The sequence below is a fragment of the Psychrobacter sp. BF1 genome (genome assembly GCF_019279065.1).
GTDB lineage: Bacteria > Pseudomonadota > Gammaproteobacteria > Pseudomonadales > Moraxellaceae > Psychrobacter > Psychrobacter urativorans.
The window spans coordinates 1-15774 of the sequence record NZ_JAGYWV010000006.1 but is presented as its reverse complement, the minus strand read 5'-3'; the positions used below and the strand labels follow the sequence as shown (position 1 = coordinate 15774).

At 42.0% G+C, this 15774-nt stretch carries 13 protein-coding genes; 6 read left to right on the top strand and 7 right to left on the bottom strand.

Annotation, left to right across the window (positions count from 1 at the left end):
- Positions 1-181: 181 nt before the first annotated feature.
- The 3 genes from KZA12_RS08265 to KZA12_RS08255 form a co-directional block, all read right to left on the bottom strand.
- A complete protein-coding gene (locus tag KZA12_RS08265; RefSeq protein ID WP_218689909.1) occupies positions 182-682 on the bottom strand; it encodes a M48 family metallopeptidase in 501 nt (166 codons plus the stop codon).
- 184 nt (positions 683-866) lie between these two features.
- On the bottom strand, positions 867-1124 hold the full coding sequence (locus KZA12_RS08260; protein ID WP_201621554.1) for a YheV family putative metal-binding protein: 258 nt from the start codon (positions 1122-1124) through the stop codon (positions 867-869).
- Complete coding sequence (locus tag KZA12_RS08255; RefSeq protein ID WP_218689908.1) at positions 1125-3350, bottom strand: M3 family metallopeptidase; 2226 nt, start codon at positions 3348-3350, stop codon at positions 1125-1127. It abuts the gene before it with no gap.
- A 535-nt stretch (positions 3351-3885) separates the two neighbouring features.
- Between KZA12_RS08255 and KZA12_RS08250 the strand changes: the two genes are divergently transcribed.
- The 4 genes from KZA12_RS08250 (at position 3886) to KZA12_RS08235 (ending at position 8022) form a co-directional block, all read left to right on the top strand.
- Positions 3886-4995, top strand: a complete 1110-nt coding sequence (locus KZA12_RS08250; RefSeq protein ID WP_218689907.1) for a hypothetical protein — start codon at positions 3886-3888, stop codon at positions 4993-4995.
- A gap of 167 nt (positions 4996-5162) precedes the next feature.
- The gene (locus KZA12_RS08245) at positions 5163-5990 is read left to right on the top strand and encodes a glutathione S-transferase N-terminal domain-containing protein (RefSeq protein WP_218689906.1); all 828 of its coding nucleotides are present in this window, start codon (positions 5163-5165) and stop codon (positions 5988-5990) included.
- A 161-nt stretch (positions 5991-6151) separates the two neighbouring features.
- Positions 6152-6910, top strand: coding sequence for an endonuclease/exonuclease/phosphatase family protein (locus KZA12_RS08240; RefSeq protein WP_201621558.1), 759 nt, complete (start codon positions 6152-6154; stop codon positions 6908-6910).
- A gap of 116 nt (positions 6911-7026) precedes the next feature.
- On the top strand, positions 7027-8022 hold the full coding sequence (locus KZA12_RS08235; protein WP_218689905.1) for an NADP-dependent oxidoreductase: 996 nt from the start codon (positions 7027-7029) through the stop codon (positions 8020-8022).
- A 277-nt stretch (positions 8023-8299) separates the two neighbouring features.
- Here KZA12_RS08235 and KZA12_RS08230 read toward each other — a convergent pair whose 3' ends face one another.
- From KZA12_RS08230 to KZA12_RS08220, 3 genes are all read right to left on the bottom strand, one after another.
- Positions 8300-8986 carry an alpha-ketoglutarate-dependent dioxygenase AlkB gene (locus KZA12_RS08230; protein ID WP_218689904.1) on the bottom strand — a complete coding sequence of 229 codons (687 nt, stop codon included), beginning with the start codon at positions 8984-8986 and terminating at the stop codon, positions 8300-8302.
- 69 nt (positions 8987-9055) lie between these two features.
- Positions 9056-9952: an alpha/beta fold hydrolase gene (locus tag KZA12_RS08225; RefSeq protein ID WP_218689903.1), complete on the bottom strand. Its 897-nt coding sequence runs from the start codon at positions 9950-9952 to the stop codon at positions 9056-9058.
- Between the two features lie 109 nt (positions 9953-10061).
- Positions 10062-11981, bottom strand: coding sequence for an ABC transporter ATP-binding protein (locus KZA12_RS08220; RefSeq protein ID WP_218689902.1), 1920 nt, complete (start codon positions 11979-11981; stop codon positions 10062-10064).
- Between the two features lie 380 nt (positions 11982-12361).
- On the opposite strand from KZA12_RS08220, the gene KZA12_RS08215 reads away from it, so the two are divergent.
- The gene (locus KZA12_RS08215; protein WP_218689901.1) at positions 12362-13252 is read left to right on the top strand and encodes an EamA/RhaT family transporter; all 891 of its coding nucleotides are present in this window, start codon (positions 12362-12364) and stop codon (positions 13250-13252) included.
- Positions 13253-13439: 187 nt separating this feature from the next.
- Entirely contained in the window at positions 13440-14330 is an 891-nt protein-coding gene (locus tag KZA12_RS08210) for a fructose bisphosphate aldolase (protein WP_218689900.1), read from the top strand.
- A 206-nt stretch (positions 14331-14536) separates the two neighbouring features.
- Here KZA12_RS08210 and KZA12_RS08205 read toward each other — a convergent pair.
- Positions 14537-15774 (bottom strand): autotransporter domain-containing protein (locus KZA12_RS08205; protein ID WP_218689899.1); only part of this gene is annotated, 1238 nt, incomplete at its 5' end.

Here is a 15774-nt window from a genome sequence, read left to right as displayed (position 1 = left end):
TTAATATTAGGCTAGGGCCATTTATTAAGCAATAGGTAGACATAAATGTACTGCTTAAGCTCTACAGAAGAATACATTGTAGTGCTCGTCCCGCTACAAACAGCCCGCAAATGTTGTCTAGCGTTAATGACAAGTAAACTATTAGCAAAATATTTTAGCCATTAACTACAGAAAAAGTAGCCTATAGCTGCTCCCGCCATTGTAACCATAGCCTAGTATCTAACTCGAACTGATGATATGCAGGTTCCATATGACAACATAATTGATAAAAAGATTTATCATGATCTTTTTCTTTAAAATGTGATAACTCATGTACCACAATCATCCGCAAAAACTCAGGCGGCGCTTCTTTAAATAGACTCGCAACCGTAATGCTATTATGTGCTTTGAGCTTATTACCTTGTACTCGTGATTGAAAAGTATGGATGCCAAGTGCCTGATTAAGCACTGCCAGCTTACTGTTATACGTCACTTGGGTGAGCGAGCTGGTTTTACGCATATACTGATTTTTTATCTGATTAATATACTGATATAAAGCCTTATCACTTTGTACTTGATGCTTAGTAGGGTAGTTTTTATCGATATAATCACCTAGCTTGCCTTGGCTGATCAACTCAGCTGCTTGGCTTTGAATATGCTCTGGATAATGAGCGATATACTTTAGAGTACTGGCTTGAGTCACGGAGTTTATCCTTGGTTCTTTTCTAATAGGGCTAGGGTTTCTATCTTATTCAATAATAACCGCTAATAGCTATTAATGACCACTAATAACTATTAATGACCGCTAATAACTATTAATGATCACTAATAACTATGCTTGGTTCACTGACTAGTTATAAGCTGCTAAAGCCTTATAGTGGCAAGGTTTAAATCTTAAACTTTACAGTGCCACTAGTACCAGTAGCCATCGCATCACGTGCTAGCTGATCCTCAAGGTGATTTTTAGCGCTGATAGCGTCAGGATCGGGACGATGTTCTGTATGACCACACTTAGTACATTCAATATACTCATCAAGGCTAGGCTCGGTGATATTTACTTGTACTACGGCGTCTAAGGCTTGGCATTTAGGACAGCTGACACCGGCCAAAAACCGACGTTTAGGCTGAGTAGATTGATAGCGCATTTAGCTGGCCTCGCTATTGCTTTTAGCTTCGCTATCAACGTTGGCAGCTTTGATATCTTGAAAGCCGCTATGACGTAGTAACGCCTCAATGTTGGCACTGCGCCCACGGAAGTTCTCAAAGTTGGTTTTAGCAGGTAAGCTACCACCGACTGACAGCACGGTATCACGGAAGGCTTTACCAGTATTAGCATTAAAGATGCCTTCTTCTTCAAACTTACTAAAAGCATCGGCTGATAGTAGCTCGGCCCATTTATAAGAGTAATAGCCTGCTGCATAGCCCCCAGCGAAGATGTGACTAAAGCCATTAGCAAAACGGTTATAGTCAGGAGTTTCCATAATAGCAATATCGTTACGTACGGTATCTAAGGTCGCTAAGATACCAGCATAATCAAGCGCTGGTGACTGCGCATGAATCATTAAATCGAACAATGAAAATTCAATTTGACGCAAAGTTTGCATGCCACTTTGGAAGTTCTTAGCCGCTAGTAGCGCATCGAGCTTATCTTTAGGTAACGGCTCGCCAGTCTCAACATGGCTACTAATCAAGGCAATACCTTCAGCATCCCACGCCCAGTTCTCCATAAACTGACTAGGTAATTCAACAGCGTCCCACTCAACCCCATTGACACCAGCGACATCTGCAACGCTTACTTGAGTTAACAGATGATGCAGACCATGACCAAACTCATGGAACAAAGTTAACACTTCATCATGGGTCAATAAACTAGGCTTGCCTGCTAGCGCTGGGGTAAAGTTACCGACCATAAAGCATACTGGTAACTGCTGATAACCGGTTTCATCATGACGATAGCGTGCCTGAAAGCCACTCATCCAAGCGCCACCACGTTTGCCAGTGCGTGCAAATAAGTCAAAGTAAAAACCACCAATTAAGCTATCGTCAGTATCGAATAACTGATAAAAGCTCACATCCTCGTGCCAAAGTGAAGCGTAGGCATTAGTAGCTGTCTCTTTATCCTGCTTCTGCTCCACTGGTTGCTGTTTTACCGTTATACCATATAACCGCTTGACGATAGCAAATAAACCGTCGACGACTTTTGGTAGTGGGAAGTAAGGACGAATTTCTTCTTGCGACAAGCTAAACTGGTTTTGTTTAACTTTTTCAGCGATATAAGCACTGTCCCAAGGTTGTAATTTAGCGATGCCATACTGTTGGGCACAAGCTTGCAATTGCGCTAAATCTTGCTTGGCGGTCGGTGTTGCTTGTGCCGCTAGATCGCGTAAGAAGCGCTCAACTTCTGGCACATCTTCCGCCATCTTAGTCGATAACGACACTTCAGAATAATTATTAAAGCCTAATAGCTTGGCTTTTTGCTCACGCAATTGCAGGATTTTGCTCATGATATCAGCGTTATTGAACGACTTACCTTCAGTACCTTTACCAGCAGTCTGGCTGTCGAATTCAGAGGCGCGAGTTACATAAGCGTGATACAAGGTTTCGCGTAGCTCACGGTCATCCGCGTGCGTCATCACCGCAATATATAAGGGGATATTTAGGCTAGCCACATAATAAGGGCTAGGTAGCGCATCGATTTCAGCTTGGCTCAAAGTGCCTTTTGATAACGCTTGCGCTTTATATTGCTCACCATTATCAGCTAATAGCGCCAAACCGCTCTCAGTCAGACCTGCTAGCTGTTCTGGTTGTAGTGGCTGCGCAAACGCTTGAGTGGCATCTAAAATATTATCTGAAAAAGTTGCTGATAGGGTAGAGAGTTCGCTTTGGATAGCCGCAAACTTATCTTGCTGGGCTTTAGGTAACGCCACCCCAGATAGCTCAAAACTGTGGATAGCAAGCTCGATAGCCCGAGCTCTTGCAGGCTCAAGCTGTGCAACAAACGCCTCATCAGCGACGATAGCTTTATAACAGTTAAACAGTGCTTGATGTTGGCCAACACGAGTACCGTAGGCTGATAAAGTAGGCAACAGCTCATGATGAATATGGCGAATCTCATCGTTACTCATCACCCCGTTAAGATGCGAGAGTACACCCCAACTACGCTCCAAACCCAAATTGATATGATCAAAGGCTATGACATCTTGTAGCGCTTGCTCAGCACTTATAGAGGTAGACTCTTTGTCTTGGCGTGCTGTTAGATTGTCCAAAAAACTATTGGCTTGATCTATTGCTTGAATAACTTGTGTTTTTAAGGTGTCTGGCGCTGTTTGTAAAAAGTCAACGAGGTGTAGATTAGGATCTAAAGTTGGCATAAGTATTTCCAGTAGGTAAAAATTTAATAAGTGAATATCTAATAGGTAACGCTAAATCAGATTTATTATAGTTTTAACAATTTGTTCAACTCAAAGCGGTCCTATAGCTAGACCATACTTTCAGGGTTTGACTAATTCATACTAGTTACCTAAAAGATGGGTATGGCCGAGTGAAAATACAAGCTAACAGCAAAGGTATACAGTGACAGTAGCTTGTATGAGCTACTATTTTAAATGACTCACTTACAAAGCGTTATCATTTGCTTGCAAACTAACCCTATAGCCGAGATGCCTAAGTTGGTAGGCTAATAGAGATGATGTAGTGATTTATAAAATAACAATATTGTTCGATTAATTTTGTTCTACTGAAGTTAGTTGTACTGAGTAGTATTGAAGAAGTAATATCGGATGAGTAGCATTAGATAATTAGTATCGAGCTAAGCTAGTATCGAGATAAGTCATAATCACTACAATAATCGTTAGTTTTACTGTTCAACCCCAAAAATCAATGATAATAAAACAAGGAGTGTCCTTTATGAAAGCAACTCTCAAAAGTTTACGTGAGACTAAAGCTGACCCAGCCGTTAGCATCTTTGTTAAAACTCATCGTGAGCATCCTGCTAATGACCAAGATCCTATTGCTCTGAAAAATCAATTAAAAGTAGCCGAAGAGCGTCTGATTAAAGAGTACGATAAGCGTACGGCAACTACTATTCTTGATAACATCCATGCTAAGACTAAAGAGCTAAATCATAATTATAACTTAGACACTTTAGCTATTTTTGCTAGTACTGATGATGTGCAAATCGTTCGTATGCCTTTAGATACTACCGAGCGTGTGGTTATTTCTTATCGCTTTGCTACTCGTGACTTAGTGCGTGATATGGCCAGTGCTGTACACTACTATATTGTAGTATTGACTCGTGATGGTGCGCGTCTGATCGAAGCTTCTAATGACCGTGTGGTTGCAGAGTTCGACAAAGATAACGATAAGCAAAACAATATGGAAAGTATTCCTTTTCCTATCGATAATAACGGCTTATATACTACAGGTGATGGCGGCTCTGACCGCTCATCTAATAACGAAAGTAGCTATCTAAAAGAGTTCTTTAACCAAGTAGATAAGAGTGTGCAAGAGCTGTGGGGCGAGCATAAAATGCCTCTAGTAATCGTTGGCGATATTCGTAACATCGGCTACTATAAAGATGTTTGTGATCGTCCAGAGAACATCATTGCAACGGTATCTAACGTTACAGAGTTAGAAGAAGGCAGTGCGCAGCATATCGTTGATAGTGTGCAAGAAGCAGTAGAGAAGTATCGTACTTCATTACATGAAGCTGCCCTAGGCGAGATTGATAAAGCTCGTGGTGCCAATATGCTACGTACAGACTTACAAGATGTCTATCGTGCCGCTTTCCAAGGTGCAGGTGAGACTCTGTATGTGCGTCGTGGTTATATCCAATCTGCTAAGATTGATGAGACAGCACAAACGCTAACCCTAGTGGATGATGCTGCTGAGGGCGTTACTGATGATGCAGTTGGTGAGATCATCGAACACGTAATACATAATGGTGGTAAAGCGGTATTTATGCCACAAGATATTATGAGTGCCGATCAACCTATTGCTCTAGTAACTCGCTACTAGTACAGTATGATGACTACTGATAAAAGTACTGATAAGAAGTATAGATAAAAAGTACGGATAGATTGGTATTAGTATTAGTAGATATAAAGTAGAGCATTGGTTCGTTACGGATCAATGCTCTTTTACCTTTGCCGCAGCCATTTATATGGGCAACTTAGGACCAGATAATGATTATTCCCAATAACGCTCTAGGTCATAAACTCAAAAGTGCCCAAGCTTTTACCTCGCTATTGCTACGTGGTGGACGTGGAGTCATGGGCACGCCAAAACCTATGCAGCCAGAGCAAGCACTAGTATTATATGAGTGTGAGGCTTGTCCTTATTCACGTCGGGTACGAGAAGTGATGACTTTGCTTAATTTAGACTTCGAGAGTCGCCCAAGTCCCCATAAAGGCCAGCTTTATCGTGATGAGTTAAAAGAGCTGGCGGGAAAAGCGCAAGTGCCTTTTTTGCTTGACCAGAACTTTGCTGATGAGCACGAAAATAATAAGATATTAGACTCGCAAGCTATTATCGATCATCTATTTGCTAACTATTCTAAAAAAGGGTCTACACCCGCTAAATATCAGCGTCAAACCAAAAGAGATAATGCATCCGTAGCCAATAAGGCAGCTAGCCTGGCCTCGATGATGCGTGGTGCTATCGCTGACCATCCTAAAAAAAACCATGCTCGTGGTAAGCCGGAGCAATTACTGCATCTATACGGTTTTGAGGCCAGTCCTTTTTGTCGCTTAGTACGCGAAAAACTTAGCGAGCTGGAAGTGGGTTATATCAATCATAACGTTGCTCGTGAGCGTCTACAGGATATTGGTGCTTTTGGTTTTCATCTCACCCTAAATCAGTATCAGCCTATCAAAGGCGGCAAGAGAGATCGTCTTATGAATGAGCAGATTAAGGGCAAGCTCCTGTTCCCCTATCTGGTAGACCCTAATACAGATACTAAGATGTACGAGTCGCAAGATATTATTGATTATTTAGATATACATTATGCTTGAGACGATTCTAGTAGGGTGGCTCTAAAAAGCTTATATAATAATTCTCGCTAGCCTCTGTTATTGGGTTAAGCTGTTATGATTTGATTCTATAACTTTAGTCGGCATGATTTTAATCATCACTATCTATTTTGTCCGACCCCTTATTTTATGACTATAAGCCTATGACTAATACTAAATCCTTTGTTCTAACTAGCTATAACATCCACAAAGGCATGTCACCATTAAACCGCCAAGTCAAAATGCAAGGTATTGCGCAAGCATTAGAAACGGTCGGCGCAGATATCTTATGCCTGCAAGAAGTGCAGGGACAGAACTTAAAACGTAACATGCAATATAACGAATACCCAGATCAGTCGCAACATGAGTGGTTTGGAGAGTTTTTACAGTTGCAAAATAGCTATGGTAAAAATTCAGAGTATGAGAACGGTCATCATGGCAATGCGGTACTGAGCCGCTTTCCTCTTGATCCTAAACACAATGTCAATATCAGCGTTAATAAGCTTGAACAGCGCGGGGTATTGCATTGTGAAGTTCAGCCGATAGGATGGGAGAGACCAGTAGTAGTATTGTGCGCACACCTTAATTTATTTGAGCATGATCGGGTCAAACAGTACCAAGCCATTACTGATTACGTGCGTCATGAAATTAGTGATGATCAGCCCTTGATCTTAGCAGGGGATTTTAATGACTGGAAAAAAATGTCTTGTGATAAGTTGGCTAATAGCTTGGGGCTGACAGAAGCTTTTAAACACCATCATGGCAAGCTATTACCGACTTTTCCAGCTAAGTTGCCAGTACTGAGTTTAGATCGTATTTATGTGCGCAATTTGATAGTCAAAAATGCTTGGGTGCATACTGGAAAACCTTGGTCTACTTTGTCAGATCATTTGCCGATAAGCGCTGAGCTGGCCTTATTGTAGATAGCTTATGTGCTGGCAAGCTATTACCACACTGAAGTTTTTATAACGAAGCTTTTCAATAATGGCCAAATAATGCCATTTTACATAGTGATTAATAACTATAAGGATGACTATTTATGTCTGCCACTACTAACAATCTACCTAATCAGCAACAGGCCGTGCTTATTACCGAGTTTGGTGCCCCTGAGGTCATGAAGTATCAAGATGATGTGGCCATTCCAGAGTTGATGCCTGAGCAGGTATTAATAAAAGTGGCCTACGCCGGAATCAATCCTGTTGATTATAAAACCCGTCAGGGTAAAGGCTGGGGCGCTGATAGTATACGTAAAGAGAAATTCGACAAAAATCAACCAGCAGGATTAGGGTTCGATGTCTCTGGTACTGTGGTCAGGAGTAATAGTGATGAGTTTGCCGTTGGTGCTAGGGTAGCCGCGCTGAACTTTGGCGGTGCTTGTTATGCTCAGTACGTGGCCGTTGATGCAAAGTTGTTAGCTACTGTACCCGAAGCAGTAAGCTTAGAGCAAGCTGGAGCGCTACCTTGCGTGGGTCAAACAGCATTACAATTTGTCGAGTTTGCCGGTATCAAAGCGGGTGAGCAAGTAGTGATGAATGCGCCAGCAGGGGGCGTTGGTCAATTAGTGATTCAGCTATTGATGGTCAAAGCTGCTAAAGATGATATTAAAGTTACCGTTATTTGCTCGCCAGAAAAGTATGATCAGCTCGATCACTTAATCAATAAGGATAAGCTGGCAGGTTGGATTGACTACACTCAAGACCTAGCCTTTCCAAAGTTGCAAGCGGATGTGCTATTAGACTTGGTTGGTGATGAGGCCGGCGTAAGGGCACTAGAGACTCTTAAGTCCGATGGCCGAGTTTATGTGCTGCCCTCAATCTGGGTTGATAAACTCAAAGCAGCTGGTAGTGATGAGTTGACTATAGAGGGTTATACGGTCAAACCTAACGGGAACGATATGGCAAAAGTGTTAGCTCAAGTCGCTGAGGGCACTCTTAAGTTGCATATCCAACACAGTTATCCTTTGTCAGAAGTGGTTACCGCTCATACTGAACTACAAAAAGGCAATACTTTTGGCAAAATAGTATTAGCGGTTTGATTATATTTTTTACAGTATTAGCAGTGACAATAGTCTAGCTAATACTGTAGCTAATAGTCTAGCTGGCAGGATGGTTTTATGATTAAGCTCGCTTCTTTTAATTTGCTATTATTTTAAGAGTAGCGCTTAAAAAACAGTCTCTGTCAGTGTTCTGCTGGTTGGTCCAACAGTCTTTAAATTAAAGATAAGATAAAACGCAAAATAGAGCTATGCTTTAAGTTGCGTTTTTTTATGGCTAAAATTTTTGTATAGTAGTATTTTTGAATTAGTAAGGCCGCTAAATATTTATCATACGTCGAAAAGTTAAGCTAATACGGCCTTCATTGACAGTCGTCGTCTTGGCTATACTATGCTTCCAATATTGTTGAGTCACACCAGCCATGACTATTAACTGTCCTGAGTTTAGATAGATATCCACTTTATTGGACTTAGGATTGTCTCTAGATGTCTTATGTCTAAATAGCATTTTGCGAGTAGCGCCTAGAGATAAGGCGGCGATTAGTGGTTGCTCACCTAGCTCCTTTTCATCGTCAGCATGGTAGCCCATACCCTCAGAACCTGAAGGATAATAATTCAGCAAGCAAGCGTTAAAATATGAGTGCTGTTTATTAATAGCTTGCCCATCAGTGCTATTCATAGCACCCAACAAAGTACGAATACTATCCTCAATAATTTGTTTCACGTGAAACACGATAGGATACCAGTCATGAGCGTTATGAGTCTGTCCAGCATAACGATAGCTTAAGCCTTGATCGCCCATCCATACTATTTGACGCTTAGTTATATGAGTGTTACCGAACAAAGTCACTATGTCAGATTGCCAAGGTAGAGTCGCTAATAGCTGCTGATATAATTGTTTATCGCTAGCTGCTACGGTGTCTAAGGCTAGAGTACCCAAGTCATAGAGCTGGCCATCAAAGGGCAGTAAATTATCAGTAGCCTCATTGCCAAATAAGTCATTCATAGCGCGGGCTCACAGTTAGATTTTGGCGTTACTTTGATCTAGAGTCTAGTCTAAATTAAGACACTAGCCTTAATCATTAGTGCCATTAGCTAAAGTAAAGATAGTGTCCGCGCATAATTTTGGTGCTTCAATTGGCAGTAGATGGCCGTAATCTGTCAAAGATACTAAGCGCTCAGTCGGCACAAACTTACACCAGTTATTGCGAACTTTATCGCTAATGAATAAAGTAGGTTTGCCAGTGATTAAGGTATAAGGTAAGTTAAGCCTATTTAAGCTCTTTAGCGCCTTATCGATATAGGGAGTGCCGAAATAGTTAGCCATCTCTTGCTCAGGGCTAAACATTAAAGTATAACTGCCGTCCTGTTGTTGAGTGAGACTGTTCTGAGCGAATATCTGCAAGTGCTCATCACTAATACGGCGATAGGCACGCAGCTTGCGTAGATGGGTATAAAAGTCTGCTACCGTTGACCAGTGGGCTTGTTTAGTAGACGTGCTTTTGAAAGGTTCACGGTTTAGTTTTAGCGAGCGTGGTAGTAAGTTATAAAGCAAGGTTTGGGTTTTAGTAAAAGTCACCGGCTCTATCAAATACAACTGTGAAAACAAATCAGGACGCTTGGCAGCAGCAATAGCGGTAGCAGTAGCCCCTTGTGAATGGCCGATAGCCACGATAGGAGCTTTTTGCGTGCGCTCTAAAAACTCAATCAGCATGTCGGCATCTTGCTCACGAGTTAGGCATTTAGCAGTTGGCTTATCATACCAGTAGCCACGCATAGCAAGCGAAGATAGATCAAATTTTCTTGCAAGGTTAGTTAGTAGTGGGCTATAGACACCTACCGTAAAGCCATTGCCCCCATAAAAATGCGCTGGCTGGCGAGTATCAGCGACTACCGACTTATCAAGCGGCTCTAGTTGATAGTAGAGTGCTTGTTTACCCTTAATCTCGATGCTTTTTTCTAAGGCTTGCATACAGCGACTCATCCTAGTATTTTTCAAATTAAGGTAGCTAATAGCTGATGAAGTCCGTTTAAGGCAGTTGGTACTTAGTAGTTAGCTAACAACTAGTACCCAGCTGGTACTATTCAGACTCACCTAAGAAGCCACCGCTTTGACGATGCCACAATCCGGCATAAATGCCATTCATATTTAGTAATTCTTCATGGCTGCCTTGTTCGATGATACGACCTTGATCCATTACTACTAGTCTATCGAGGGCGGCAATAGTAGACAGACGATGGGCGATAGCGATAACCGTTTTGCCAGTCATAATGTCATTGAGGCTCTCAGTAATAGCAAACTCAATCTCAGAATCTAGAGCACTAGTAGCTTCATCGAGTAATAAAATAGGCGCGTTTTTAAGCATGACTCGTGAGATCGCGATACGTTGACGCTGACCGCCAGACAATTTTACCCCACGTTCACCAACTTGAGTATCCAGACCTTTATTGCCTTTATCGTCATATAAGTCTTTGATAAAGTCCCATGCTTGTGCCTGCTTAGCCGCAAAGATGATCTCTTCATCGCTCGCATCAGGACGACCATAGGCGATGTTTTCGCGTACGGTACGATGTAATAAAGACGTATCTTGAGTCACCATACCGATCTGCTGACGTAATGACTCTTGAGTAACCTCGTCAATAGCTTGGCCATCGATAATGATCTTACCGCTATCGACATCAAAGAAGCGTAATAGTAAGTTAACTAAGGTTGATTTACCGGCACCAGAGCGTCCCACTAAGCCTATTTTTTCGCCTGCTTTGATATCTAAATAAAAGTCATCTAACAGTTTTGTTTGTGAGTTAATAAGCGCTGATTCGACCGTTTGCACTCCATCGACTAGTTCGCCTTCTATATCAACGCCCTCGACATGACCTTCATAGCTAAAATTGACATGATCAAAGACAATATGACCAGCGCTGACTTTTAGTTCTGGAGCATTAGGAATATCAACGATAGTTTGCGGTGCAGAAAGAGTGCGCATACCGTCTTGTACAGTACCGATGCTCTCAAACAAGCTAGCCGTTTGCCACATAATCCACTGAGTTAGGCCATTGAGACGGAGCGCCATCGCTGTCGCAGCGGCAATAGCACCCACTCCGACTGCACCCTGTTGCCACAGATATAAGGCAATACCAGCAGTACTACTAACCAAAATAACACTAATAAGGTGAGTTGAAACCTCAAGATAGCTGACCCAACGCATTTGCGCGTGTACAGTACCTAAGAACTGGCCCATAGCATTTTGAGCATAGCCCAACTCACGCCGCGAATGACTAAATAGCTTGACCGTCATGATGTTGGCATAAGCATCAGTGATGCGTCCGACCATCAGTGCACGGGCATCAGCTTGCACAATAGCAGTCAGTTTGAGCTTAGGAATAAAGTACCACATGGTCAGGCCAACCAGCACGAACCAAATAATAAAGGGTATGAGTAGCAGGCTATCTAGATTGAATAAAATAACCCCTGTAGTAATAAAATAAACCGTGACATACATAAACATGTCAGTGACAGTCATCACCGTGTCGCGGACAGCAAGCGCGGTTTGCATCACCTTGGCGGAGACCCGTCCAGAGAACTCATCTTGATAAAACTGCATCGATTGGCCAAGCATACGCTGATGGAACCGCCAGCGCATCTGCATTGGAAATACGCCTTGAATAGTCTGAAAGTGAATGAATGACGACAAGGCAATCCAAAAAGGACTGACTATCATGACTGCTAACATCAACAGCATAATATCGCCTTTTTCGGCCCATAAGTTCTGTGGGGTATAAGTACCCAACCAATCAACTATATTGCCAATCCAAGCGAACAGCATCGCCTCATAAATTCCAATCCCTGCGGATAGAATCATGAACACTAACAGCCAACCACGTAGACCTTTAGTACAAGCCCACAAAAACTTCAACAGTCCATCACGAGATGAAGGCAGTACCATAGGCGTGTCAGGAAAAGCGGACAAACGGTTTTCAAAAAAACGAAATAGAGCATTCATAGGCAATAGCAGTACATCAATAGCAGAACGTCAAGATAAACACCAATATAGGTTATCTCGCGCTGTAACTTGTGGGGTTAAAATAGCTTCTATTTTAACAAAATCTCGAAACTAGTCCTGCATGCTAATTGTAATTTGCACAAGATAAAGGGTATATAGGCAGCATACAGCTGAATAGATAGCTTAATATTCATGGTTATAACCAAGGCTACTATTACTGATCAAAAAGTGTGCGTATTAGTATCAAATGGGAAAATATAACCATTGATATTTTTGACATACCTTGTTACATTTGACTACTTTCTATTGGCTATATTGATCTTATAACTAGCAGCAAATAATAGTAGCTAAAAAAATTATAATTTATAAGGTGAAGTTTTATGCTGTATCTAACGATTGCGGTACTTTGTAGTGTCGCCGTCTCCGTCCTGTTAAAACTGCTACGTCAACGCAATATAGATATTCGCCAGACTATTGTAGCTGGTTATCCAGTGGCTTTTTTACTGACTTGGCTGTTATTAAAGCCTGACCTTAGCAGTATTAATACTCTTGGTAGCGCTTGGGGCATTATCATCGCTTTGGCTATCCTATTACCCTTAGTGTTTGTCATTCTGGGTCGAGCAATCGCAGCAGTGGGTATGGTCGCCACTGACGCAGCTCAACGGCTATCGTTAATTATTCCTATTGTTGCGGCCTTTTTGTTATTTGGCGAAGTGCTGACGGGCATTCGCATATTCGGTCTAGCGTTAGGGTTGTTAGCGTTAGCGGCATTAGTCTATCGGCCACAGCAGCCATCAACTAATGAAACTATTAATAGTCATGCTACAACGATCAAGGCGATCAATAAACAGGCGCTACGTACCCCTCTATGGCTGTTTGGGGTATGGATAGGCTATGGAGTCATTGATATATTGTTTAAACAAGTGGCCAAGCAAGGCGTTGCATTTCCGCTAACGTTATTTGTTAGCTTTGGCTTGGCAGGCTTGCTATTGCTCATTTATTTGCTGGTCACTCGGGTGCGCTGGCAAGGCAATGCTTTAGCGGCAGGACTGTTATTAGGTGTGCTAAATATGGGCAATATTTATGCGTACGTACGCGCTCATCAGTTACTATCTGAATCACCAAGCATCGTATTTACTGGCATGAATGTTGGGGTCATCACCGTAGCGACGCTTATTGGTGTCAGTGTCTTTAAAGAAACGCTCAATCGTATCAATATGCTTGGCATACTATTGGCTATTAGCTGTGTGACAGTATTATTCTTAGCTTAAGATGTACTGCTCATATCAATATAATTATGGCTGGTGATTTGCTGTTAACTTATTGTATATAGGCACATTGCGCAGCATATGGTAAGGTGATTTACAAATGTAGGATAGTAGCCATTGGCATACTTGCAGCTCTTTAAATTAACGATTTAAGCTAAATTTTTTATTACGATAATAGGATAATTATTCAATGGAATATCAAAAGCAATTACAACGTATAAAAGCAGGTTCAGGATTTATTGCAGCGCTAGATCAAAGTGGCGGCAGCACGCCTAAAGCGCTAGAGAGTTATGGGGTTACTAGTGAAGATTATGACAATGACGAGGCGATGTTTGGTCAAGTGCATGAGATGCGCTCTCGTATTATGACTTGTGACTGCTTCGATAGTACTCGCGTGCTTGGAGCGATCTTATTTGAAGATACTATGGAGCGTGAAGTCGAAGGTAAGCCTACCGCTAACTATCTGTGGGAAGATAAAAATATTGTACCTTTTTTAAAGGTAGATAAAGGTTTAGCAGAGCGAATGAGTGGCGTACAAGTGATGCGTCCGATAACTAATTTAGACTTATTATTAGACAAGGCTAAACAATATCCAGTATTCGGTACTAAAATGCGTTCAGTAATCTATGAGCCAAATGTTGATGGTATCGAGTTAGTGGTGCAGCAGCAATTCGATGTTGCCAAGCAAATTATCTCTAAGGGTCTGATGCCAATCGTTGAGCCAGAAGTTGACATCAATAGCGTTGATAAACATGATTGTGAGCTGTTATTAAAAACCAATCTTTTGCATAATTTGGATCGTTTGGCTGAGGATAAGCAAGTGATACTTAAGCTAACCTTGCCAGAACAAGCAGGCTTCTATCAAGAGTTAATTGACCATCCAAAAGTGTTAAAGGTGGTTGCTCTATCAGGTGGTTACAGCCGTAGCGATGCTTGTGATAAGCTCAAGCAAAACCCAGGGATGATTGCCAGCTTCTCGCGCGCCTTCACTCAAGGCTTAAGCAAGCAGCAGAGTGATAAAGAGTTTGCTGATACTATTAATAATTCGATTGCTGAGATCTATGAGGCTTCGAGAGTTTAGAGTTAACTTAGCAAGCATAAAGTTTATTTTTAAATAAAAAACACCCTTTGCTCAGGCAGTGGGTGTTTCTTTATGCATAGTTCATTAAGTCATTATGTTTAAACGGCCTTAATTAATTGAGAAGCATAAAAAAAGCTCGAACCTAGGATAACTAGATTCAAGCTTTTACATTTTATAAGCGTATTAATTAATAACGATATTTATGATTAGAACTTGGTTTGCAAGGCAATGCTCGCGCCTTGATCGTCATAATTGTCACGCCACTCGCCGCGATAGCCGACGGACAGCTTAGTATTGATGGTTGGCATATAGCTTAGACCAATACCTGCAATACCAATCTCACGACCGACTTCTTGACCAATAGTTGTGAACTTATCATTTGGCATATCAATAAAGCTTGCTGTAATGTCAGAGCGACGATCGCCATTTTCAATAGCCGCTGCTAATTGTCCAGTGACCGAGACTGTTGGGGTTAACGCTTGCGATAGACGCAGACCAGCGGTCCAGCGCATTGACTCATAAGTGTTCTCATCGACATTTAGGTTGTAGACGCCAGCGCCCGTTTCGCGATAGCTATCACTTTCAGCACGAGCATAATTCACTTGCGTGAAAGGAGTCACATTACGTAGCTCTGTACCAATACGATGACTCACGCCAAATCCTGCTTGCAAAGTATCGACTGAGTAATCAGAATTTGCAGTAGCGTTAGATATTATTGACAAATGACGTTCGCCATCAACATTACTATTACCAGCACCAGCATGGAAATTGACATGAGTAGCGTCGCTTGCTGCATAATTACCATAGCCTAATACCTGCCAGCTCTTAGCTTTTAGCTCATGATCTAAGCGGCTATCAGCAGTATCAGCATCACTTTGGATATAAGATACGGCAAGTCCTAGATTTAGGTTGTTACTAACAGGGCTGTCTAAACCAACGATAGCTCCGTAACCTTTAGAGTCATAACCTGTAACGCCATTTTCGGCATCATGACTGCTGTCATTGCCAATTATTTTGGCCCAAATGCTGCTTTGCGATGTGGCTGGACGATGTTCAGTAATAGCGTCGCTTACTGCATAGTTAGCATCGGTAATGATACGATTAGTAGCACCCATAAATAATGGCTGTAATTGATTCGCCGCTGCTGCCAACTGCGATTGATTAAAGCTAGTGGTTGAGCTAATTAAATCATTAGCCAAGTCATTGTTACCATTAGCTACTCGGTCTGCAACCGCTCTATCTAAGACAGAAGCAAGGCTTAAGGCTGAACGATTAGACTGCTTATACACAGCCTGAGCAAACGGTGAACTAATAGTTGGCTTTGGATCGGTCGGCTTTGGATCGGTCGGCTTTGGATCGGTCGGCTTTGGATCGGTCGGCTTTGGATCGGTCGGCTTTGGATCGGTCGGCTTTGGATCGGTCGGCTTTGGATCGGTCGGCTTTG

Coding starts and splice junctions, on each gene's coding strand:
- KZA12_RS08245 (WP_218689906.1), top strand. CDS start 5,163: ATGATTATTCCCAATAACGCTCTAGGTCATAAACTCAAAAGTGCCCAA.
- KZA12_RS08235 (WP_218689905.1), top strand. CDS start 7,027: ATGTCTGCCACTACTAACAATCTACCTAATCAGCAACAGGCCGTGCTT.
- KZA12_RS08220 (WP_218689902.1), bottom strand. CDS start 11,981: ATGAATGCTCTATTTCGTTTTTTTGAAAACCGTTTGTCCGCTTTTCCT.
- KZA12_RS08250 (WP_218689907.1), top strand. CDS start 3,886: ATGAAAGCAACTCTCAAAAGTTTACGTGAGACTAAAGCTGACCCAGCC.
- KZA12_RS08240 (WP_201621558.1), top strand. CDS start 6,152: ATGACTAATACTAAATCCTTTGTTCTAACTAGCTATAACATCCACAAA.
- KZA12_RS08255 (WP_218689908.1), bottom strand. CDS start 3,350: ATGCCAACTTTAGATCCTAATCTACACCTCGTTGACTTTTTACAAACA.
- KZA12_RS08260 (WP_201621554.1), bottom strand. CDS start 1,124: ATGCGCTATCAATCTACTCAGCCTAAACGTCGGTTTTTGGCCGGTGTC.
- KZA12_RS08225 (WP_218689903.1), bottom strand. CDS start 9,952: ATGCAAGCCTTAGAAAAAAGCATCGAGATTAAGGGTAAACAAGCACTC.
- KZA12_RS08210 (WP_218689900.1), top strand. CDS start 13,440: ATGGAATATCAAAAGCAATTACAACGTATAAAAGCAGGTTCAGGATTT.
- KZA12_RS08215 (WP_218689901.1), top strand. CDS start 12,362: ATGCTGTATCTAACGATTGCGGTACTTTGTAGTGTCGCCGTCTCCGTC.
- KZA12_RS08230 (WP_218689904.1), bottom strand. CDS start 8,986: ATGAATGACTTATTTGGCAATGAGGCTACTGATAATTTACTGCCCTTT.